Source organism: Methanobacteriaceae archaeon (assembly GCA_030656015.1).
In the GTDB taxonomy this organism is placed as follows: Archaea; Methanobacteriota; Methanobacteria; order Methanobacteriales; family Methanobacteriaceae; genus UBA349.
Genome location: JAUSNX010000002.1, coordinates 22,408 through 46,348, shown reverse-complemented (window position 1 = coordinate 46,348; position 23,941 = coordinate 22,408). Strand labels below are relative to the sequence as shown.

Sequence of the window (23,941 nt, the reverse complement as noted above, 5' to 3'; positions counted from 1 at the left end):
ATAATTAACTAATTAAATATTTACAATGTGATGGTGTCCTATGTCTTCTGTAATATGGTACATGTATGAATTCGCTCGAAAATCATGGGCAGAGAAATTTGCTGGAGCAAAATCTGAACACGATATAGTAGAAAAACCTGATCGGTTTAGAGACTTTCCAGAAGTTTTCAAAGAATATTGTATTGGTTGTGGAGCTTGCACAGCAGCTTGTCCCGCGCCTGGAGCGATAAAATTAGTCAGAGATGAAGATACTGCAGATACGGAAGGCCTAACCTATCCAGTAATTGTTATGGGTGCTTGTATTCGATGTGGTTTTTGTGCGGAAGTATGTCCTACTGATCCTAAAACACTTACCTGTGGTGAAAATCACTTAATCCGTGAAGAATTTACCATTCTTCCCGTGGATAAGATGTTTGTTATTGATGATTATCTCTGTATTAGATGTAAAAAATGTATGAAATCCTGTCAAGTTGACGCCATTCAAGAAGAAGATAATAAAATACTGGTTGATCAGAAAAAGTGCATTGCCTGTGGAGACTGTTTAGATGCTTGCCCGGTAAAAGGTGCACTAAAAGGTATTTACATTTCAAATATAGAAGAGCAAAAACAGATTATTAATCTTATTGTCCAAACACTGGAAAAAACCATCGAAGATCGTCAGGAAGATCTTAAAAATTTGTCATCTGATAAAATATTCAAAATGGAATATCCTCTGGTGGAATTAAAGGAAAAAGCCCTTAATATAATCCCTAAAGAAGAAATGGTCATGGATTTAATGGAAAAAATCACTGATCGTTTGAAAATGAGAATTATCACCTGGGATGAAGATAAGTGTACTAAATGTCGCTTGTGTGTAGAAGAATGTCCTTCTGGTGCTATAACTTATAATAAAGAAACTGGTGTTACCAGAAATCCTGAAAAGTGCTTAAGATGTAGTACTTGCCATCAAACATGTCCATTTGGTGTGGCTGGTTATTATCTAGCTAAATTCCTTATTGATAAAAATTCTGATGGTGAAGATGTGATTTTAATAACCCTAAAACCTTCACAATTGCCAGTTGTTGATTAATTAAACTTAGTAAATTAAAATCAAGTCTAAAATTAATTAAACTATCAATTGTCAATTAAATTATTTAAAATTTAAATTTATAAATCCTTGAATTTTATTAAAATAAAAATATATTCCGATTAAAATTATTTAATAATGGATTAAAGTCTCTTAGGAGTTGATTAGTATTCCTGTCACAACTAAAAAAGTCTTCAAGCCCCTTAGGGAAGTTGAAGTGGACTATGAAATTGACCAAAGCAAGTGTAAAGTGTGTAAAGATAGGCCTTGTTTGAAATCTTGCCCGGTGGAAGCAGTACATGAGATACCTCCAGATAAACACATTGAAATAGATGATAAATGTTTTGGATGTGTTTTATGCAGAGAAGCATGCCCTTATGATGCTATTAAGATGAAAACCATCCTCTCAGAACCAATTAGAGAAAATATTCCTAATATTAACCCTAAACTTTGTAGAAGATGTGGTGCTTGTGTCGGTACTTGTAAGACCGGAGCTATTCAATTAATTGCCTCTGGAACTGAGGAAGCTCACAGTGTTATTGATGAAGATAAATGCGTAAGATGCGGGTACTGCTCCAGAGTTTGCCCTACCGAGGCCATAAAATATGGTAAGATTTTACCTAGATCGGTCGTTGGTGGAAAAGCAATAGTAGTCAACCAAAAAGATTGTATTGGTTGTATGACTTGTACCAGAGTTTGTCCTTCCAAAGGAGCAATTAATGTAGGTAAAATAAGTAAACTACCATATATTGATCCTTCTTATTGTGCAAGATGTGAGGAATGTCTCGAAGTATGTCCTTCCACAGCTATTAAATATTCCTCCCGAAAAAGGGCCTATGAACAATTCTCTAAAATTAAAACTATGGAAATTGTATCTGAACTTCTTGAAAAAGAATCTGAAAAATTGGCCAAAGATGCAGGAAGAATTGATAATGTTTTAAACAAAATTTTAAGAGATGTTGGTTATCAAAATGAGGAAGATGAATTCTCAATTGACGTTACTTCTATTATAAAAGAAAAGATTGAAGGTTTTGTTGATTCTGGTCTTGAAATGATTGATATTAAAGAAATTATTGAATTCACTTCTCCTAAACGTCAAATAACGGTCATAGACGAGAATTGTATTGGTTGTGGTGCTTGTATGGATCAATGCCCTGTAAGGTGTATTGAACTGGAAATGCCCTCTCCAGTACATATTGGTTCAGAATGTGTTTATTGTGGTAAATGCAGTGCAATATGTCCCGTCTCAGCAGTTGAATTGAAAGAAGAGTATTTTGAAGCTGAAAATGATGAAATAATTCTTAAAAGGCGTAAGATAACTGGCCCTAGAAATGGGGAAGTTGAAGTAAATGATTCTATATGCCAAGCTTGCGGCGTTTGTGTTAATAATTGCCCCGTAGATGCTCTAACACTTGAAAATGATAAAATTAGTGTTAATCAGGAAATCTGCATTGCCTGTGGTGAATGTCAGTCATTATGTCCTGTAAATTCAATTAAAGTTAGTGTGAAAGATTAATATTATTTAATGTTAATTGATTTAAAATCTTGAATTTTAAATTAACATTTTAATTGGATTACATTTAACTTTATAAGAAATTTTATAATTTTATTTACAATATTCCCTGGGAGGAGGCACTTTGCCAAAAAAAATATTTATTACTGATTGTGAAGGACCTTTGTCTGTTAATGACAATGCATTTGAATTAGCGGGCCATTTCATCCCTGATGGAGAAAAATTCTTCTCAGAAGTCAGCCATTATGATGATGTACTGGTAGAAGAAGTAAAAAGGCCAGGTTATAATGCGGGTGACACTCTTAAATTGATTATTCCTTTTTTAAAAGCATATGGTGTGGATAACCAAAAAATCATTGATTTTTCTCGAGAAAATGTCATGATGGTTCCTGGTGCTACTGAAACCATGTCTTATGTTGAATCTACCATGCCTTCATTTATAGTAAGCACCAGTTATGGTCAGTATATTAATGCACTATGTGATTTAACTGGATTCTCCTTTAAAAATACATATTTTACTCAAGCTGATCTGGATAAACATGTTCTTTCACCTACCGAAAAGCAAAGATTGATGGAAATCAAGGACCTAATAGTTAATGGTGCTGATTTTGAAACCATGGATAAAATCTTCTCTGAAGAGCTTCCCCAAATGGAAATTGGTAAAATACTGTGTGATGTAAAAACTGTGGGAGGAGAAGGGAAAAAACTGGCTGTTGAAGATATTTTAAAAAAGAATGATGCCTCCGCAGATAGTGTCATGTACGTTGGTGACAGCATTACTGATGTGGAGCCCTTAAAATTTGCAAAGGAAAATCATGGAGTTTCAGTTTCATTTAATGGTAATGAATATGCCATCAATGCTGCAGATATTGCTATAATATCCAAAAATACCATGGCTACCTCCCTATTAATTGATCTACATTCTAAATTCAATAGCGAGTATGTAAGAAGATTCGTGGAAGGTTATGTCATAGATCCTCAACGAGCATTGGCCAACTTCAGGGTAAGTTTCCAGCTTTTGGAACAATTTAAAGAAATATTTGGTTCAGATTTACCTATAATTGAATTAATTAATGATGAAAACCGGAAAGAACTCATCAAAAAAAGTTTAATATGTCGAAAAGAACTTAGAGGAGAATCTATTGGTGGATTAGGATAATTTAATTCTGGAATAATAGTTTATTGAATATGGGATGCTTTGGAGATAAAATAATGGAAATTAATGGAATAGAAATTGAGGATACTTACTGTGAGATTTTTGATGGGACTTGCGTAAGGGCCATTATAACTGGGGATAATGATCAAATCATTGAAAGAGCTGCCTATGATGCAACTTCCACTCCAGGTGCAGTTATTGGAAGAGTTGAAGGTGGTTTAGAATCATTCATTGATTCATCTAAAACTCCTGATGGTAGAAATGGTGCCATATTACAATTCTGGTTTGGATTAGATGATATGGAGAAATTTGAAGTAGAATTATCCTATAGAATTCGCCAAGATATACTGGTAAAACCATTTACTTCTATGTTCAATGCCACTCCTGATGCCGATGGTTTCATAGGCATGATGAAACAAGTAGGCCATTGTGGTGATGGTTATGAATGGGAAGAAGAATTATATGGTCGTAATATGATTATAGTTCCTATTGCTATTCCTGACTTTAAAATTGAGAGTAAATTAGGATATAAAACAGGTTTCATGGGTGCCAATTTTTGGTACATGTGCCAGACCAGAGAAGCGGTAATTGAAGCAGGCCAAAGGGCATTGGAGGCCATTAAAGAAGTTGAAGGAATTATAACACCATTTGATATTTGTTCAGCGGCTTCTAAACCTGAAACTAATTATCCCTGGATTGGCCCTACAACTAATCACCCTTATTGTCCTTCACTAAGGCCCAAACTCAAAGAACAGTCTTTAGTACCTGAAAATGCAAATTTCATTCCAGAAATAGTTATTAATGGGCTGGACATGGAAAGTGTAAAAAAAGCCATGAAAGTAGGTATTGAAGCGGCCTGTGAAGTAGATGGTGTTACTAAAATCTCTGCCGGCAATTATAATGGCCAATTAGGTAAATATAAACTTAATTTAAAAGATCTTTTTTAATTTATCAATTTATATTTATTAAAAAGATCAATTTCATAAATCATTCATATTAAATCAATGTGTAAATTGAATCATAAATTAAATCAGTAAAATTATTAAAATAGATTAAATCTTTGTTTAACAAATTTAAACTATTAAAAGACAATTATGACAAATAAAAACGATCAAATGGATATTATTGGCTTTGGAGCCCTTAATATGGACCAACTCCACCTGGTAGATAAAATTGCCGGTCCTGACGAAGAAAGCTTTATCCATGGATTCCAGGAGTCTTGTGGTGGTTCTGCTGCTAATACAATTATAGGGGCTTCACGTTTAGGCCTTAAAACAGGTTTTGTTGGTAAATTAGCTTCTGATGGTGAGGGAGATTTACTTCATCAAAATTTAATCCAGGAAGGTGTTGATGTAAATGGCCTTATTATCTCACCAAAAGGTAGAAGTGGCCGGGTCATGGGTTTTGTAGATAAAAAAGGTGACCGAGCACTATATGTTGAGCCTGGAATTAATGATGAAATAAGCATTGATCAAATTGATATTGACTATGCATCTAAAACTAAAATTATTCATTTAAGTTCCTTTGTTGGTAATTCTTTTAAGGCCCAGGAAGATTTATTGTCCCAAATCCCAGATGAAGTCATAGTGAGCTTTGATCCCGGCAGAATCTATGCTGAAAAAGGATTTAATGCTTTAAAAAAGATTTTAAATCGAACTGATATTTTGCTAATTAATCAAGCAGAATTAAAGATAATGTTGGCCAGTGAAAATGATAAAACTGATTCTAACATTAAATCTAATTTAAATAACTTTGATTTATTATCTAATCTTGATAAAGAGTCTAATGATAAATCTAATTTAATTAAATCATTTGACATTTTTACGGACCTAGGTATTGATACTATAGTGGTTAAAATGGGAGATAAAGGATCTTTTGCCTTTGATGGATCTCAAGAGGTTTTTGTGCCCTGTTTTGATGTGAAATGTATTGATACTACTGGTGCTGGAGATTCATTTAATGCTGGCTTTTTATATGCTCAAATTAATGATTTTTCACTGGAAAAATCATGTGAATTTGGAAATTTGGTGGCCTCAAAATGTGTGGAGTGTACCGGAGCTACTTATGGCCTGCCCTCAATTTCTAACATTGACCTAGAAAAATATGAAAAGAATTAATAAGTTAAAACTATGCATATTTAATTGAAACATTAATGAATTAAAATAATTTTGTTTAATCAAGAAGAATTCAATAAAGTTCATTTAAAATTGGATATTAATAAATAAAATTAAGTTAAATTATAATTAAATTATAATAGTTATCCCTTACAGTTATATATACAAAATATTTCGCAATTATTTTAGTCCAGAGGTTTGATTATGGATATAAGTTTTAAAAAGAAAGTTGGAGACCTGCAAAAAGAGGTTGCCTTAAAATCAGCTGATTTAGAAGAATATGTTGAGGATTTTGAGGTTGAAATCGAGAAATGTTCTCTTTCAGATAAATTCATTAATATTTCTCCCCGATGTGTCCGCTGTAATCTATGTGCTCAAGAATGCCCGGTTGATGCAATTGAAATGGCTAATACCATAAAGCCTGCTAAAATACTTAATAATTGTGTTAAATGTGAAATATGTGCTCAAACCTGCCCAGTACGTTGTATTAATGTTTTAAAAACCACGGCTGCTGTTGATGATCAAATCGACTATAGGCTGGAAAGCATTAATGTTCCTCATAGAGTTATTCGCATGAAAAATATTGAAGTATCACCTGAAAAGTGTACTTCCTGTGAGACCTGCGTTAAATTATGCCCTACTCAAGCTATCACTGTAGAAAATGAGCTTCCGGCAGAGATAAACAAAAAATTGTGTGTGGGATGTGGCTCTTGTGCCAGTGTATGTCCACAACAGGCCATAAACCTGGAAAGGAAAATTGGACCTGTTATTGAAACCAAGGAATTACTAATTAATCAGGATACTTGTGTGGAATGTTTAATTTGTGAAGAAAATTGCCCTACAATGGCCATTAAATTAGAAGATGGCGAAGTTGTTCTTGATAAAGATAAATGTATATTATGTGATGTTTGCTCGACAAAATGTCCGGTAAACGCTTTAAAACTGGAGAGGATGGCCCATGAAAGTTAAGGAGATTATGGACAAGGAATTTATTGATGTAGCCCCTAATCAAGGTTTGATAGAAGTTTCTATTAAAATGGAAAAACATAAAAAGTTCACTACACCGGTGGTTGATAGTGAAAACCATTTAGTGGGATGGATTACATCACTGGATGTTACGAGAGGATTAAGAGAAAATTTAAAAACTGTTTCGGATATTATGCATCCCAAAGATGATATTGTTCATGTCCATGAAAATGATCCTGCTCGATTGGCTGTTCTGGAGACTTCCCACCATAAATTAGTTAGTATACCCGTTATTGATGATAATGATGTAGTTATGGGTGTTGTAAGATCTTTTGATATCGTAGAAACTCTTTCTCAGCTTTATGAAATTAAGGTTTCCAAAATATTTGAGGCCATGGAACAGGAATTGAAAGGTGTTAGCTGGGACGAACTTATGGAAGCTTCTGCTATTGTTACTCGTCGTAGAACTGGTAAACGTATTAAACCTCAAGAATATGAAAAAAATATCAAAGATGCTACCTTTGGAGAAGCAATTTGGGCCACTGGTGGTTTAGAAAAATTCTTTGTTGGTTTAATTGCTATAGGGGAAATGGTTATTGCCCGTAAAGTTGCCAGGGCACGTAAATAGCTTAATTTTTTCTATTTCTTATTTTTTCTATTTCTTATTTTTTTTATTTAAAATCATTTTTGATTTGTTATTTTTTTATTTTTCTTTAGATTTTTATCAATTCTTTTTTTTTAGAATAAAAATATAAAATTAAAAATTATTTTTTTAGATTTCTTTTTATTATCAGAATTTTATTCATAAATATTTACAAAAAAATTTTCCTGATAATAAATACTTGAAAATTAATTATAAAACATCTAAAATATTTTTTTAGTAATTTTAACTAATCAAATAAAATCAAAACATTGATAAAAAATTGATTTTAATCATATATTCGTTATAGTCGAGTTTAGCGAACTTAGATGCTTGCTATTTGAGTCAAAATTGATGCTATTAATGTATTCAAAACATTGGTATTTAATCAATGACATATAGATGCACTGGCCTATTTGGGCGGTTTTTTTAGTTTTAAGAAATAAGATATGGAAAATATCATTAAATAAGAAACTAATATTAAGATTAGTAATTAATGGAACTAATGATGGGCATGTTTTTATTTTTTCTCTTTTAAACTCTTTTTATTATCTTTTATTATTTTTTTTATTATTTTTTCTTTTCAAAATTTCCTATTATTTTAATGATTATTTACTCATTTTTTTACAAAGAGTAAACTTTAAATACTATTGTTCGTATAATATAGTACATTCGATAAGACACGAACTAATTTTTAGTTAGTGAATTTATTAAAATTATAATTGGTTGGGGAAAATAAAATGAAATGCGAAAATCTAAATCAAGAATGTCCAGAATGTGGTTGCAAAGATAAAAGAATATCCCGAAGAAGGAATTCCAATTCCAGTGAAGATGCTTTTTATATTCCACATATACCACAAGGTTCGGTGGGAATTGTTAAATGTGGTGAATGTGGCCATGTATTTGAAATATGTGAGAATAGTAAGATGCCAGTTGAAGTCAAAAAGACGCGGGTATAATATATATTTTATTTATTTAGGTGCTACTTTTTAATATTTTTAATTTAGTTAAGCCTGATTTAATACTAATTTTAACTGGATTTGAAAAACTACTAGAATAAAATAATTAATTCTAGATTATCATACTTATTACCAGTCCGACACTAAGGCCCATTACAATTAAAACAGTAGCAATGGAAATGAAGTTAAATAATCGGGAATTAACATGTTCACCCATAATTGTTTTGTCATTAATGATTAAAAGCATTAATATCAATACAAATGGTAGAAGCAATCCATTAGCTACTTGGGAAAGATAAAGAATGGATAATAAAGGCACATTAGGAATCATGATTATTATAACGGCTAATATTATCAATCCCAGATATAATCCATGAAAGATGGGTGCTTCCCGGAAGCTTTTAGAAACTCCAGCTTCAAAACCTAAACTTTCACAAACATAATATGCCGTAGAAAGAGGCAATATACTGGCTGCAAATAAAGAAGCATTTAAAAAACCAAAGGCAAATAGTATACTAGCATATTGCCCGGCGAGAGGAACCAGTGCTTTTGAAACATCTGCAACATCGTTTACTTCTATTCCACTACTAAATATGGTTGCAGCACAGGCCAAAACTATGAAAAAAGCCACAATATTAACTACAATAGCTCCAATAACCGCGTCTGCTTTAGAATATTTCAGGTTTTTTAAACTAATTCCTTTTTCTACCACGGAGGATTGGAGATAGAACATCATCCAGGGAGCAATAGTAGTACCTACCATTCCTATTACCATGGTTATATATGCAGTACTAAGGGTTACCTGGGGTATTATCAAACTTTGGGCAGCAAATCCCCAGTTGGGCTGGGCTAGAAATCCAGCAATGATGTATGAAATATAAAGAGCAGAAGCTAACAAAAAGATTTTTTCCACACTTTTATAAGTTCCTTTTACTACCAAAAGCCATACAAATAGTGCGGCCAGGGGTAAGGCTATAACTCGAGGTATACCAAAAATTCCAGTACTCACTGCAATTCCTGAAAATTCAGCCAATACATTACCAAAATTGGCAAGTAGAAGAGCTATCATCATTAAGAATGTGAATTTAACCCCTACCTTCTCACGAATTAGATCAGCCAATCCTTTACCCGTTACAATACCCATTCTCACTCCCATTTCTTGAATAACAGCTAATGCTATTATCATGGGAACAAATAGCCATAATAAACTATAACCAAACTGTGAACCGGCCAGTGAATATGTGGTTATTCCTCCAGCATCATTATCCACGTTTGCAGTAATTATACCGGGTCCCATCACTGAGAGAAAAATTATAAAGCTGATAATGAAAGGATTTTTAAGAATCTTACGGCTAAAAATACGGAAATCCATAGTTATCACGGCTATTATTAGTTTATTATTAATTTAATCAGTTGAAATTAATTTAAAAAATTAAGGATAATGACTATTTTTTAAATTATTATTAAATCAGGAGGATATTAGGTTAAAAAGACCTTATGGGCTATAATTATACTATAACTATTAAACTATAACTGGAATTAAATCGTTAAATCAACTTTAATTTATTTTAAATCCATATTAAAAATTTAATTGAAAATTATTATTTATCTTCCAAACATCCTGGGAACTCTTTTTTTCCATGCGGTGGGAAGAACAATATCTATGGCATCATCTACAGTAATAATACCCTTTAATTTACTTTCATTTTCCACAACGGGTAGAGCTATCAAATTGTATTTAGCAATTTGTTGGGCCACATCATGTTGATCTTCCATCACATCCACTTTGATGATGTTAGTGTGCATAAAATCAGCAACCGGGGTTTCTGGATCTACTAATAGAATATCTCTTATGGAAGTTACTCCCACCAGATCTTCATCTTTAGAAACTACATAGATATAATAAATTGTTTCTACATCTTTAGCAATCTCACGGAGTGAATTCATTACTTCACCGGCAGTTAATTTCTGATTTACTTCTGCAAATTCGGTGGTCATTATTCCACCGGCGGTGTTTTCAGGATATTCTAATAACTCCCTCAAATCTTTAGATTCTTCAGGTTCCATTAAATCCAGTAATTCTTCAGCTTTTTCTTCTGTTAAATCTGCTAAAACATCTGCAGCATCATCAGGAGACATTTCATCCAGAATTTCTGCAGCACGTTTACTTTCCATCCCTTCCAGTAAAGATACTTGTCTTTCCGGGGAAATTTCCTCTAAAGCGTCTGCTGCAGATTCATCATCCAATGAATTTAAAATGGTTAATGATTCGTTTAGGCCTAATTGGTCCATAATTTCGGCCATATCTGCCGGGTGGAGCTTTTTTATATTTTGTTTAGGAACTTTTAATTTAAGTTTTGAATAATCACTTTTTAAAGTGTCAATATCTTCCCAGGAGATGAGGTCTTCGCTTGAACTAATGCCCAGTGGTTTAGTAATTTTTTCCAAGCCTAATCTTCTTAATATGCCGCTGAATCCAATATCAACGCCAATTACATGATAATGGCCATTAGTAGGTGATATTTTAAGATCATTCACTCGTCTGACTTTTTTATCCTCAATATCTACTACTTGTCTATCAATGACATCTTTAAAAAGATATATTTCATGCTTTTTTAATTCGTATTCTTTTAATTGATTTAAATCAGATTTAAGGATTATTTCTTTATTTATATTATCCACATATTTCCAGGATATATTCATTAATTTTTTATCAGAAGTATTTATTGTAAGGGCTTTAATTATGGGGTATGAGTGAAGTGGTGAGACTATCACGTCTTTTAATTTTCCAATTTCAGCACCATCTGGGGTAATGACTGGTTTTTTAATAAACTCACTTATGTACAAGCCGTTCACCTCCTTTTTTGATTATATTGATTATTTATAATGATTTATAATATGAATGGATATAATATGGCTAGATTTAATTAAAACGGCGGAGTCATGGTTTCTTTAACTCTTTCCATTACAATCATTTCAGTTAAGTCTTCTACTCCATCTACCGAACGAATTTTACTGTTTACTATCTTATTAAGCTCTTCTAGATCCTGGGCCCAGACTTTAATAAGAATATCATATTCTCCAGAAATACTATAAACTTCTGACACTTCTGCGAGCTTAGATAGTTCAATTTCAACATTTCCATGCTTTTCTGATTCTGTTTGAATAATTATAATAGCCGTAACTGTTAAACCTAGTTTGTTTTGATCTAAAATTACAGTATATTGTTTTATAGCATCATTTTCCAGCTTTTTCAGTCGGTTGGAAATTGTGGCATCCGGCACGTCTATGTCTTTTGACATTTGGGAGAGGGTTATCCTAGAATTTTTCATCAGGGAGCGAATTATATCCGAATCTATCTCATCCATTTAATTTCACCATATTTATTAAATTTTCTAAATTTTTATAATTAAACTTAGTATCCTACTATTAATATATAAATATATGGGAAGATTACCAATATTTTTTTATTTATTAGGAAATTTACCAAATAAAATTTTTATTTTGAGAAATTTTTAGTATTTGGGTGATAATCACCACATATGCATATTCTCATGCAATACTAGGGAATCAAAATAAACCTATTTTAGAGTAAATTCCTTTAAAATGAATTAATTATCCATTAAAATCATGAGTAGAGCATCTATTGTGTAAATAAGGAAATCTAAAAATAAATATAAGCTAGGCCTATTTTTTACAATTTTTTAAAAAATATTAATATTCATTTTTTAAGGAATTATAGGTCTCATAAAATTATATCTCATAAATTCAAATATATACAATGGAAGTTAAAAAGGAGTGATTATATGAATAGAGTAATTCATTTTGAAATACCTGTAGATAATCCAGAAAGGGCCATAAAATTCTATGAAGATGTGTTTGGATGGGAAATAACAAAATGGGATGGACCATTTGATTACTGGTTAATAAAAACCGGTGAAGAAGGTGAACCTGGAATCGATGGGGCCTTAATGACTAAAGAAATGGGTGATATTGTTAAAAACACCATTGCTGTTGATTCTTTTGATAAATTTGCTGAGAAAATTCAAAAGAATGGTGGTACCATGATCACTGAGAAAATGATTGTTCCTGGAATTGGGGTAATGGCCGCCTTTGAGGATACTGAGGGTAATGTTTCAGTTATTATGGAGCCGATTATGGAATAGCTCAATTGAAATAGTTATTAATTTTTTTATTATTCTGAAATATTTGCATCTTTTTAAATTAATATCTATAAAAATAATAGTAAATATAAAATATTAATAATTATTAATCGCTATAGGAAAATGTGTTGATTTTCATGAATATTTTAATTGCTGAAACTGAATCTAGCACTATTTTGGATTTAAAAACCATTTTAGGAAATTTAGGCCATAATGTGATAGCTGTAGCTTCCAGTGGAGAAGAGGCAATTCAATATGCCGGAAATTTAAATCCAGATCTAATTTTAATCAATATAAAATTGAAATGCCCCATGAGTGGTGTAGAAGCGGCCCATAAAATAGAAAATCTTTATAAAATTCCAATAATATTCATAACTGTTTTTATTAAAAATTGCTTAAATAAATCTTTACAACTATCAGAAGACGCTATTGTTTTAAGTAAACCTATAAAGAAGGAACATCTAGAATATGCTATCTCCAGAGCTATTTCGGATCATAAATAGAATATTCGGATATAAAAATGTGATTCACAGTTATTAAATCCATTTAATTAATAGAATTTAAATAAGGTATTTTAAAAAAATTAAAATTAAAGAAAAGAAATTAAAAATTATTATTCTTTTTTCTTTTCGGCCTTTTTCTTCTTATAATCTTCAATAGCAGCCTGCAAGGCATCGGCGGCCAAATTGGAACAATGCATTTTAACTGGTGGTAAACCTTCCAGAGCATCGGCCACATCGTTTCGGGTTATTTTTAAGGCTTCATCCACGTTTTTGCCCATGGCCAGTTCAGTTACCATACTGCTGGTAGCAATAGCTGCACCACAGCCAAAGGTTTTAAATTTAATGTCTTCAATTACATCGTCTTTAACTTTGATGTAAATAGTCATTAAATCACCACATGTAGGATTTCCCACGGTTCCCTCACCGCTTGCATCAGGAATATCTCCCACGTTTCTGGGATTAGAGAAATGATCCATTACTTTGTCAGTATACATTATTTCACCTCATAAATTCTCTGCACTACACCATAGGGGTGATAATTTCCGCAGAGTTTCAACAGCTTCTTTAATAGATGTTATAGTATATGGTATGTCTTCCGGTTTATTTTCTTTGCCCAAAGTTAATCTAAGTGATCCATGAGCTGCAACTTCTTCCAATCCTAAAGCCATTAAAACGTGTGAAGGCTCTAAATTCTTAGAAGAACATGCAGAACCGGTAGAAGCAGCAATGTTTTTAGAATCAAGATGTAATACTAGTGATTCTCCTTCTATCCCAGTGAATCTGAAATGAGCATTATTTGGTAGTCTATTGGTTCTATCACCATTAAGGTAAGACTCTTCAATATTCTCCAGAACACCATCAATTAATGAATCCCTTAATTTACTGATATAAACCCTGTTTTCTTCTAAATTAGAATTGGCCAGAGAGCATGCTTTTCCTAATCCAACTATACTGGGAATATTTTCAGTTCCCGGCCTAATACCTCGCTCATGACCTCCACCGTGAATTAAAGGCTCTAGAACTATTCCTTTTCTTATATAAATGGCACCAATACCTTTTGGCCCATTCAATTTATGGGCAGATAATGATAAAAGGTCTACATTTAATTCAGCAACATCCACCGGTATTTTACCAACACTTTGCACCGCATCGGTGTGGAAGTAAATTCCTTTTTCTCGGGCTATTTTTCCAATTTCAGCAATGGGTTGAATAGTTCCAATCTCATTGTTGGCGTGCATTATAGTGATAAGGATAGTATCATCCCTTATGGCAGCTTCCACATCAGAAACTCTAACTATTCCTTCCTCATAAACCGGAAGATAAGTAACTTCAAAACCCTGTGTTTCCAGGTATTTACAAGTTTCTCTGACAGCGGGATGCTCAATAACACTGGTAATTATGTGCTTTCCTTTACTTTTCCACTTATAAGCAGTTCCTTTTATGGCCATGTTATCGGACTCAGTACCTCCACTGGTGAATATTATTTCCTGTGGGCTGGCCCCTATTAGTGCGGCAACATTTTCTCTGGCGATTTCTAATGCTTTACGTGCATCTCTACCTAGAGAATAGAAAGTAGATGCATTACCAAATTCTTCTTTTAAAAATGGTTCCATTTCTCTTAGAACTTCAGGATCTAAGTGTGAAGTGGCTGAGTTATCCATATAAATCATAATATCATTATCTCCTAATTCAAATTGTTAAATTAATTAGTTTAAATTATGTTTTATGACATTTAATAGGTTATATATTTTGTATGAGATTCATATAATGTTTCAGACTAAGAAATTTTAGAATTAATCAGTGTTTAGTGATAAGTGTACTAATCTGATCAGTAGTAATGATTCCCTTAATTTTCTGATCTTCATCAACCACCGGAAGTGAGGATATATTATATTTTTTCATCTTCTCAGCAGCTTTTTCTATAGGTTCATCTGCTTGACATACAATAACCTCTCGAGTCATTATCTGCTCTAAATTACTGCATTTAAGGGCTACAGCTTTTGATATGTCCCATGCAGTCACAATTCCGATTAATATCTTGTCATTTGATACCACAGGTAAATGGGTAACTTTACAATCCATCATTAAATTAGCGGCATCTTCAATGGTTGATTCTTCATGAATTAGTGGTATTTCATCTGCCATAACGTCCTGAACCACCATATCTGATAGAAAACCGCCAATTATATAATTTAATTGGCCTGATTCTAGTAAAAAAGCATCATGTCCATAGGGAGATTTAATTTCAAAGTAACTAACATCTATTTCATTAGCGTTTAATGCCATAACTATTTCTTCTGACTCTTCTGGGGTGTATAACCAGTCAGAATCAACAGAGATAACCATTATTTTGGCTTTAATATTTTTTAAACCTTCGGCCAGTGAACCATTACTGGTTAAATCAAAATAATCCACAGCTTTTGTAATATAAAGATATGAATTTGCATCAAACCTCTTTACAAATGATTCGCCCTGGTAGTGGAGGTAACTTTCCACCTCAAAATCCAGATCAAAATCAAAACTGTATTCTTCCTTGTCCTGAAGCCTACGGCCAAATTTCTGATACATAGATTCTGAAGAGAGATAAGTTATATGTCCAATCATCCTGGCCAGACTTAAACCATTTTTGGGAGCATTTTTATGGTAGTAATCTCCTTCATTCCATTCCGGATCGGATATGATGGCTCTTCTACCTACTTCATTAAATGCAATTTGCTGAGGAGATGACAGTGCAGTTGTTGCTATGGGAATTCCCATTTTAACCATTTCGGGATATGATACACACCATTGTAAAACTTGAAGGCCTCCCATGGATCCTCCAATAACTGCCAATAATTTTTCTATTTCTAAATAATCAATGAGCTCTTTTTGAGCATTGATCATGTCTTTAATAGTTATCAAAGGAAAATCCAAACCATATGGTTTTTTTGTTTGAGGATTAATTGATGCTGGCCCGGTAGAACCCTTACATCCACCCAGAACATTGGAACAAATTATGAAATATTTTTCAGTGTCCAGACATTTACCGGGACCAATAATTATATCCCACCATCCTGCCTTCCGATCCCCTTCATGCCAACCTGCGGCATGAGCATCTCCGGTAAGGGCATGGCAAACTAAAATAGCGTTGTTTCTATTTTTATTTAATTTACCATAGGTTTCATAGGCTAAAGTAATGTTTTTGATCTTTTTACCACTTTCCAGATCAAGTTCATCAGGTAGATTAAAGTATTTTGTTTCTACCAATCCCACGGATTCTTTTTTCATATTCTTCCTCTTTACCAGATGCATATCTAAATATTAGGCTGCATTTATTAAATTATTTTTTATTTTAGCCATTTTTTTCAAGTGATTAATCAAAAATACAAAAAATGGAATGAATTAGTGGATAATTACTTAATCATTCAGTCGCTTTTTCCAGGGCCTGATTAATATCATAAATTATGTCTTCCACGTTTTCCAGTCCCACAGATACCCTGATAAAGTCATCGGTGACTCCGGTTTGAACTCTTTCTGCTTCACTAAGCTGCTGGTGGGTGGTAGACGCAGGATGAATTACCAGACTTTTGGCATCGCCGATATTGGCCAGGTGAGAGAGCAATTCTAAACTTTCTATGAATTTTTTCCCGGATTCTAATCCCCCTTTTATTCCAAAACCTACTAAGGCCCCATATCCACCACTCAAATATTTTGAAGCTAATTCATAAGAAGGATCATCGTCTAAACCAGGGTAGTTAACCCATTCCACGTCAGGATGATTTTTAAGGAATTCTGCGACTTTTAATGCATTTTCAGAGTGTTTTTGAACTCTCAAGGTCAGGGTTTCCAGTCCCTGAATAAATAAAAATGCATTAAACGGACTCAGTGCAGCTCCCAGATCTCTCAAAAGTTGTACACGGGCCTTGGTGATGTAAGCGATGTTTCCTGCTTCGGGAATATCTCTAAAGGTTTCCCAAAATTTAAGTCCGTGATAACTGGGATCTGGTTGGGTAAATTCTGGAAATTTGCCATTTCCCCAGTTAAATTTACCGGAATCTACTATTACTCCGCCGATGGAAGTGCCGTGGCCTCCGATAAATTTAGTGGCCGAAAGCACAGTAATATCTGCTCCATGTTCTATGGGCCTTACCAGGCCTACTCCCGTGGTATTATCCACCACCAGTGGAATATCTGCTTCATGAGCAATTTCAGCTAATTTTTCAAAGTCGGGTATGTCCAATTTAGGATTACCAATGGATTCTGCGTAAATAGCTCTGGTTTTGGGAGTAATTGCTTCTTTAAATTCTTCTGGCTTGGTGGAATCTACAAATTTAACTTTTCTTCCTAATTTGGGGAAAGTGTAATTAAATAACTGATAAGTTCCTCCATAAAGGTTATTGGCAGATACTATCTCGTCACCTAACTGAGTGATATTTAACAAGGCCAGAGTTATGGCGGCCATTCCTGATGAAACAGATAATGCTGCATTACCTCCTTCTACTGCTGCAATCCTTTTTTCAAAAGCATCATTGGTAGGGTTCATTATTCTACTATATATATTCCCAAATTCCTTCAGAGCAAATAAGTTAGCAGCATGTTCTGTATTTTCAAAGACATAGGATGAAGTTTGATATATGGGTACTGCTCTAGCTCCAGTAGCAGGATCTGCGGTCTCCTGTCCAGTGTGTAATTCTATTGTTTGAGGTCCGTATTTCCGTTTTCCTGTCATTTTATCCCTCGGATTATATTTTTTTATTTAGTAAGATTTACTATTATAACAATTGTTATGTTATTTCTATTTATAAATGTTTTGCTTATCTGGTTTGTAATTCTTCATCAAAAACTATTTATATAACAATAGTTAACTTTAGTTTGTTGGATTCCAACTGAAAAGAATTTTTGGTAGGAGATTCATAATTAACATTAGATAATTAATTGTATTATCTGATAATTATGCCAAGATGACCGAGAGGCGAGGTGCATGGCTGCAAACCATGATACTTGGGTTCAAATCCCAATCTTGGCCTTTTTTATATTTAAATAATTAAAAACTAATTTTATATTAATTAAAAGAGTGAGTATATCATTTATATCGAGAGAGTGGGAAAAATGAAAATTTACAACACCATGAGCCGTGAAAAAGAAGAGTTTAAGCCGATGAACGATCAACGGGTAAAACTGTTTGTATGCGGACCCACTGTCTATGACGATGCCCATATTGGCCATGGCCGTACCTACATCTCCTTTGATATGATAAAACGGTACCTGGAATATAAGGGATATTCTGTATTCTACCTCCAGAATGTGACTGATATTGATGATAAGATTATTAATAGGTCTGCTGAGGTAGATGCTGACACGAAAGTATTAGCTCGTAAGTTTGAAAAGAGATACCAGGAAGATATGGAAGCCCTAGGAGTAAATGGAGTTAATTTATTTGCCCGGGCCACAGATCATGTTCAAGAGATCATAACTCAAATTGAAACCCTTATTAAAAAGGGCTTTGCTTATGAAACTTCCACTGGAGTTTACTTTGATGAGGATAAATTTGAAAACTTTGGGAAACTTTCCAGGCGTAATTTAGAGGATTTAAATGTTCACCGGGTGAATATTGATCAAACCAAGAAGAACCCGGGAGATTTCGCCTTGTGGAAAAAGCGAGATGAAGAACCACTATGGGATTCACCCTGGGGAACTGGGAGACCGGGCTGGCACATTGAGGATACGGCCATTACCGAAGAATACTTCGGGCCACAGTACGATATCCACGGGGGAGGCCTGGATTTAATATTTCCTCACCACGAGGCCGAGATAGCTCAGATGGAAGCTGCCTCTGGTAAAAGCCCCATGGTCAGATACTGGATGCACACTGGCTTTTTAAATGTTTCTGGGGAGAAGATGTCTAAATCACTGGGGAACTTCATCACCATCCGGGATTTACTGGAGGACCACGATCCCCAGGTATTCAGATTCTTTGTATTATCTACTCATTATAGGAGTCCTATTGATTTCAGTGAGAAGACGCTGGAACAGGCCGCTAAGAGTTTGAAGAGAATTCAAAAGACGGTGGAAAGGATTAATGAATTATTGGGTAGTTCTGCTGGTAATGATGATGAGTATTTTATTGGGTTGTTAGAAGAATATCAGACTAAATTCCTGGAATCCATGGACAATGACTTTAATACACCTGAAGCTTTATCAAATATATTTAATTTTGTTAAGGAATTGAATAAGGCCCTTGATGATAAAAGGCCTTCAGAAAAAGTATTGAAAGATATAATTTCATTCTTCAATGAATTCGGGGAAATTATGGGCTTTGATTTGGCCGTTAAGTCTAATGATGGAGATATTTCTGGAGAATTACTTGATATTATTAAGGATGTTCGCCAGAAACTCAGAGAAAAGAAAGAATGGGATTTATCTGATGATATTCGTGGCCGATTGAATGATTTGGGGATTGATGTTGAGGATCTATAAATTTAATCTTTATTTTATAAATACAATATTTTCAAAAACGTAGTGAGATTTTTATTTTCAAGATTTTTTTTTTTGAAATAATTTTATTTAGTTATCTAAATAATTTTCAAATTTCTCTATATCTTCTTCATTAAATAATTTTTGATTAATAATATCTAAATCCTTCAGATCATGACTATCTTCCGAATAAGATATGTCTGGTCGGTCAATATCCTTATTTTTTACCATATCAGGATATGCTATTCCTATTATGCCTCCAATTATAATTAAATCTCTTTCTGACATATTTTTTAATAATTCGCTTTGTTTTATGGTTTCATTTTTTATTTTTTCAAGATTAGAAACGTCATCAGGATTAAATTTTAAAATCCAAACACCCATAAGCCTAATATAAGGTTCTAACAAAGATTTGTCTGGAATATCCGATAACAATTCTATAGTTTTTGAGATATTATCTTGAATAATTTCAGAAAGATATTGATCACTATCTTTAACAAAAATTATTCCAATAAAAGAGAAATATAAATCTATTACTTCATAAATCCTGTCTTCAGAAGAATTTAAATAAATTTCCATATTATTAAATAAAACTGTTAATAAGTTAGAAATTAATTTAGAAGTTCTATTTTTCAAATTTTCATTATTTATATTGTCTAAGAAATTAATCAAACGAAACCCAATTGTATAATTCGTTTTTAAGAGTTGAATTGCAAGATCATATTTTGTTTGAATAGTAATATTGATATTTTCACTTAGAATAGTTATAATATCACTTATGATAATTAATCCATTAAATGTCGTGTCTTTAATAGTTATTTCAAGTATTTTCTGTGACAATTTTGAAAAGTTATTTTCACCAATTGTAAGTGGAGAAAAAGCAATATTATCAATCGGTGATTGGGCTGTAAAAATAATTTTTAGATTTTCACCAAGCTCGTTTATTATCTTCTTTATGAAAATTTCCTTATGATCATCAATCTTTTCATAGTTATCTAGTATATAATTTAAAATGGAAGTTATACTATTATTTACTTTTTGTGCAATTACAGTTCCACGTAAATTCGCTATGTCTATTGTTGCAATTTTGTTTACTTCAATCAAAACAGATATTACTCTTCCTACAATGATTTTCTGACCTATAGATCCTTTTAAGTCTAAGCTATTTCCAGCTATTTTAACTAACCTATTTATTAATTCTACAGGTATATTGGATGTATCTTTAACTAATTCTGGGCTTATAAGGATATTTTTTATTATTTGGATCCATTCTTCAGTGAAAATATAACCATCAATATTATTAATTCGTTTAATTTCTAATGAATCTAGTGTAATATCTCCAACACAAGTAGAAATGGATTTTATAATTTTAGGGTGACTTGTATTTGAAACCATGCTTATTGAAATAATTATATTGGTTTTGACTATATCAAACAATTTTTCTCCAAAGTTCCCTAATACTCCATTATTGATAGTAATATATTCTAATATAATATTTCTAATTTCTTTAAAACCACTTTCTACTATTTCAAAACGATTTTCTTGAATTGCTTTCTGTGTAACATCCAAAATGAGATCTACAGACTGTTCGATAGAATCATTAATTTCAGCACCCTCTTCTTTTTTCATTATGCTCGTAATATCGCTAGAAATTTCTTTTATAGTATTTCTAATATCCAAAAGATGGTAAACTCGGTTAATATAGAAAAATAATAAAATTAGATAAAGCAATGTCAAAGTAAAGCTAAAAGATATGAAATATATCTTAATTTCAGTTAATGGAATGACAAAATATGATTTTATAAACAAAAAGACAGATAAATTAAATCCAAATATCATTAAAGAAGCTATAAAATAAGCTCTAAGTTTTTTATCACCTGTAATTTTTTTTACCAAATCTTGAGAATATCGTCCTAATATGTTCTGAATAGGTAGTGCTATTAAAGTAAAAAACAGTGCTATAACTGTACCGATAAAAGCTAAACTTGCTGACAAAACATCTGAAATAATTGTTGAGTCAGTAGTTATTAAATGATCAAAATTAACATTACTGAAACACAATAATCCTAAACCTAAGGCAAATAATATTATAATCGAATTATGTTTTTGCAATTGTTTCCCTCAATATTTATATAAAAATCATTATTATCTAAATAATAGCATATTCTATAATAAATATTATAGAGTGAAAATTTAAAATATGCGATTTTAATTGTTTTAGAATCATTATCATTTTCAATAGTTATATATCACTTTTTGTAAAATATATTATTAATTATGATAAATTTAAAAATTTTATAATATTAATGGATGTGGATTAAATGAGCTCAGCAAAACTTCAAGCAAATAATGATTGGTTAGTCTGGGCTAGGAAAACAGCATACTATGATATTGATAAAATTGCAGAAGAAATGAATGTTAGTTCCGATCAAATAATAGAATGGGAAAACACAGGTAAAATCGAATATGATGATTTGGTGAATCTCGCTAAACATTATAAAAGACCACCTATGATATTTTTTAATACTAACAAACCTGCTGAAAAGGAACCTATCCAAGATTTTAGAACTTTTGATGGTAAAAAAGTAAAAATTACTCCCCAAATTAGTTTTGAACTTAGAAGTGCGGAAGTCAGACGTAAAAAATTATTGCATTTAGAAGAAGAGTCAAATGATTATCAAATCCCCAAATTTGCTTTATCAGATATTAATATAAAAGATCCTGTTGAAATAGGATATTTTATAAGAAATGAAATAGGCATGAATTCTGCAAACATGAAAAGAAGGGATTTGAACCATTGGATTAAAGAAGTTGAAAATTTAGGAATATTAGTTTTTCAATTTTACAAAATAGAGCCTGATGACATTAGGGGTTATGCTTTATATCATGATAAACTTCCAATCATTGGAATTAATGGAAAAGAATATGTAAATGGTAAAAAATTTACATTATTTCATGAATTAGCTCACATAATCAGTAAAAAAGAAGGTTTAAGTAATTTTAATAAATATTATTTAGAAAATCCTGATGAAATTTATTGCAATAAAATTGCTGCTGAAATTTTAGTACCCTCCAAAATTTTAAGTAATCTTATTATTAGTAGTGAAAACTCAACAATTGATGATAATAAAATTAATTTTCTTTCTAAACATTTCAGAGTTAGTAAAGAAGTTATAATTAGAAGATTACTGACTTTGAAGTTTATTTCCAAAAAAGAATATAAAAATAAAAAAGAAGTATGGGATGCTTATATTAGCAGAAAAGAAACAAGAATCTCCTCTTCCAAGAAACCTAAAGATTTATCTAATGATAAAAAAGAATCTGAAGAGAAAGAAAAATCAAAAGATCCTGCATTGTCTTATAAACAAAAAGCTACTAATGTTTTAAATAAAAATGGTAGTTATTTCACTAAAACGATTATCAAAGCATATGATGACCAGTTAATATCTAAAGACGATTTAGTTGAGGTTTTAGGTGTTCCTTTAGAAGTAGTTGATGAAATTAGAACTCGGTTTAATGAGGAGGAGTTCTAATGAAATGGAAATATGTTGTCGATACTAATGTGATTCTAAGAAGAACAAAATATGATACATATGAAAAAGACTCGTTTCCTATTCATTGGAAAAATTTTGATGATTTAATACTTCATGAAGCCATCATTTCAGCTCCATTAGTCAAAACTGAGATGAATAATCATCCTAAAAGAGCACTGCTGGATTGGCCTGAAGAAAATGATATAATTTTCAAAAAACTTGATGATAATGTAGTAAATTCAGCCAATATACTTTCATCCAAGTTTCCAGTGTGGTATGAAAAAAATACAGAAGAAGATAAACCTTGGGCAGATCCTCAATTAATAGCATTTGCAATGGCATATAACATAGTACTTGTCACCCAAGAAGACTGGAATCTCAATGCTACTGAAGAACATAATTATAAAATTCCTACTATTTGCTCTAAGTTAGGAGCTTATTGCAAAATTAATAGTAAAGAATCAGAAGATATTGATAATAATGTACCTTTCCAATGCATAGATTTTTTTGAACTTATTAAAAGAGAAAGTCTACATGGTTAAAACTATTTATCATTTTTATATTTCATTAAATTCTATTTTTTCTTATAGTTCTATGTATTTAAATTGAATTCAAAACATCTTCGCTAAACCGGAATTTACGAAGTTCAATTTCAGGCCTAAAAATCCAAAACCACGCTAAATCACATGGTAGATGTATATTCCATCATCTAACTTTTACTTATATTGATATAGATATCATTAAATTAATTTTGGATATTATAAAAGAGCAAGTAATATTGAAATGCTTTATAAATAGATGTACTGACTATATTTTGCCTTATGGTTGTTTATTAATTGTTAGGAAAGAGTAACTTTTAATGTAACATTTTATTG

The 23,941-nt window shown here is 32.1% G+C and carries 21 protein-coding genes and 1 tRNA gene; 14 read left to right on the top strand and 8 right to left on the bottom strand.

All coding sequences use genetic code 11. From position 1 onward, the window contains the following. Nucleotides 1-40 precede the first annotated feature (40 nt). From Q7I96_02900 to Q7I96_02865, 8 genes are all read left to right on the top strand, one after another. Nucleotides 41-1,069: a 4Fe-4S binding protein gene (locus Q7I96_02900; GenBank protein MDO9626560.1), complete on the top strand. Its 1,029-nt coding sequence runs from the start codon at nt 41-43 to the stop codon at nt 1,067-1,069. 157 nt (nt 1,070-1,226) lie between these two features. After that, the gene (locus tag Q7I96_02895) at nt 1,227-2,582 is read left to right on the top strand and encodes a 4Fe-4S binding protein (protein MDO9626559.1); all 1,356 of its coding nucleotides are present in this window, start codon (nt 1,227-1,229) and stop codon (nt 2,580-2,582) included. Between the two features lie 121 nt (nt 2,583-2,703). Beyond that, a complete protein-coding gene (locus tag Q7I96_02890) occupies nt 2,704-3,738 on the top strand; it encodes a hypothetical protein (GenBank protein MDO9626558.1) in 1,035 nt (344 codons plus the stop codon). A 53-nt stretch (nt 3,739-3,791) separates the two neighbouring features. Continuing rightward, nucleotides 3,792-4,682: a formylmethanofuran--tetrahydromethanopterin N-formyltransferase gene (locus Q7I96_02885; GenBank protein MDO9626557.1), complete on the top strand. Its 891-nt coding sequence runs from the start codon at nt 3,792-3,794 to the stop codon at nt 4,680-4,682. Between the two features lie 147 nt (nt 4,683-4,829). Beyond that, nucleotides 4,830-5,852, top strand: coding sequence for a carbohydrate kinase family protein (locus Q7I96_02880; GenBank protein MDO9626556.1), 1,023 nt, complete (start codon nt 4,830-4,832; stop codon nt 5,850-5,852). Between the two features lie 201 nt (nt 5,853-6,053). After that, nucleotides 6,054-6,818, top strand: a complete 765-nt coding sequence (locus tag Q7I96_02875; GenBank protein ID MDO9626555.1) for a 4Fe-4S binding protein — start codon at nt 6,054-6,056, stop codon at nt 6,816-6,818. After that, nucleotides 6,808-7,443 (top strand): CBS domain-containing protein, encoded by a 636-nt coding sequence (locus Q7I96_02870; GenBank protein ID MDO9626554.1) that lies wholly within the window; start codon nt 6,808-6,810, stop codon nt 7,441-7,443. Before Q7I96_02875 ends, Q7I96_02870 begins: the two co-directional genes overlap by 11 nt. A 752-nt stretch (nt 7,444-8,195) precedes the next feature. Beyond that, entirely contained in the window at nt 8,196-8,414 is a 219-nt protein-coding gene (locus Q7I96_02865; GenBank protein MDO9626553.1) for a TIGR04165 family Cys-rich peptide, read from the top strand. Between the two features lie 112 nt (nt 8,415-8,526). Here the strand turns inward: Q7I96_02865 and Q7I96_02860 are convergent, their stop codons facing one another. The 3 genes from Q7I96_02860 to Q7I96_02850 form a co-directional block, all read right to left on the bottom strand. Next, entirely contained in the window at nt 8,527-9,786 is a 1,260-nt protein-coding gene (locus Q7I96_02860; GenBank protein MDO9626552.1) for an Nramp family divalent metal transporter, read from the bottom strand. 233 nt (nt 9,787-10,019) lie between these two features. Further along, nucleotides 10,020-11,270, bottom strand: a complete 1,251-nt coding sequence (locus Q7I96_02855) for a CBS domain-containing protein (protein ID MDO9626551.1) — start codon at nt 11,268-11,270, stop codon at nt 10,020-10,022. A 71-nt stretch (nt 11,271-11,341) separates the two neighbouring features. Beyond that, nucleotides 11,342-11,782, bottom strand: a complete 441-nt coding sequence (locus Q7I96_02850; GenBank protein ID MDO9626550.1) for an Lrp/AsnC family transcriptional regulator — start codon at nt 11,780-11,782, stop codon at nt 11,342-11,344. Nucleotides 11,783-12,220: 438 nt separating this feature from the next. Here Q7I96_02850 and Q7I96_02845 point away from each other — a divergent pair, with 438 nt between their 5' ends. After that, nucleotides 12,221-12,580, top strand: a complete 360-nt coding sequence (locus tag Q7I96_02845) for a VOC family protein (protein ID MDO9626549.1) — start codon at nt 12,221-12,223, stop codon at nt 12,578-12,580. 134 nt (nt 12,581-12,714) lie between these two features. After that, entirely contained in the window at nt 12,715-13,080 is a 366-nt protein-coding gene (locus tag Q7I96_02840; protein ID MDO9626548.1) for a response regulator, read from the top strand. 110 nt (nt 13,081-13,190) lie between these two features. On the opposite strand, the gene nifU is transcribed toward Q7I96_02840, so the two are convergent. The 4 genes from nifU to Q7I96_02820 form a co-directional block, all read right to left on the bottom strand. Next, the gene (gene nifU, locus Q7I96_02835; GenBank protein MDO9626547.1) at nt 13,191-13,574 is read right to left on the bottom strand and encodes a Fe-S cluster assembly scaffold protein NifU; all 384 of its coding nucleotides are present in this window, start codon (nt 13,572-13,574) and stop codon (nt 13,191-13,193) included. Nucleotides 13,575-13,583: 9 nt separating this feature from the next. Further along, a complete protein-coding gene (nifS, locus tag Q7I96_02830; protein ID MDO9626546.1) occupies nt 13,584-14,747 on the bottom strand; it encodes a cysteine desulfurase NifS in 1,164 nt (387 codons plus the stop codon). A 130-nt stretch (nt 14,748-14,877) separates the two neighbouring features. Next, nucleotides 14,878-16,347, bottom strand: a complete 1,470-nt coding sequence (locus Q7I96_02825) for a homoserine O-acetyltransferase (protein ID MDO9626545.1) — start codon at nt 16,345-16,347, stop codon at nt 14,878-14,880. Nucleotides 16,348-16,480: 133 nt separating this feature from the next. After that, nucleotides 16,481-17,788 carry an O-acetylhomoserine aminocarboxypropyltransferase/cysteine synthase gene (locus Q7I96_02820; protein ID MDO9626544.1) on the bottom strand — a complete coding sequence of 436 codons (1,308 nt, stop codon included), beginning with the start codon at nt 17,786-17,788 and terminating at the stop codon, nt 16,481-16,483. Nucleotides 17,789-18,014: 226 nt separating this feature from the next. On the opposite strand from Q7I96_02820, the gene Q7I96_02815 reads away from it, so the two are divergent. Together Q7I96_02815 and cysS are read left to right on the top strand one after the other, a co-directional pair. Then, nucleotides 18,015-18,085: transfer RNA gene (locus tag Q7I96_02815), tRNA-Cys, on the top strand. A gap of 83 nt (nt 18,086-18,168) precedes the next feature. After that, entirely contained in the window at nt 18,169-19,536 is a 1,368-nt protein-coding gene (gene cysS, locus Q7I96_02810) for a cysteine--tRNA ligase (protein MDO9626543.1), read from the top strand. A gap of 87 nt (nt 19,537-19,623) precedes the next feature. Here cysS and Q7I96_02805 read toward each other — a convergent pair whose 3' ends face one another. Beyond that, on the bottom strand, nt 19,624-21,645 hold the full coding sequence (locus tag Q7I96_02805) for a hypothetical protein (protein MDO9626542.1): 2,022 nt from the start codon (nt 21,643-21,645) through the stop codon (nt 19,624-19,626). Between the two features lie 209 nt (nt 21,646-21,854). On the opposite strand from Q7I96_02805, the gene Q7I96_02800 reads away from it, so the two are divergent. Together Q7I96_02800 and Q7I96_02795 are read left to right on the top strand one after the other, a co-directional pair. Continuing rightward, nucleotides 21,855-23,066, top strand: coding sequence for an ImmA/IrrE family metallo-endopeptidase (locus Q7I96_02800; GenBank protein MDO9626541.1), 1,212 nt, complete (start codon nt 21,855-21,857; stop codon nt 23,064-23,066). Further along, nucleotides 23,066-23,608, top strand: coding sequence for a DUF4411 family protein (locus Q7I96_02795; GenBank protein MDO9626540.1), 543 nt, complete (start codon nt 23,066-23,068; stop codon nt 23,606-23,608). Before Q7I96_02800 ends, Q7I96_02795 begins: the two co-directional genes overlap by 1 nt. The last annotated feature ends 333 nt before the right edge of the window (nt 23,609-23,941 follow it).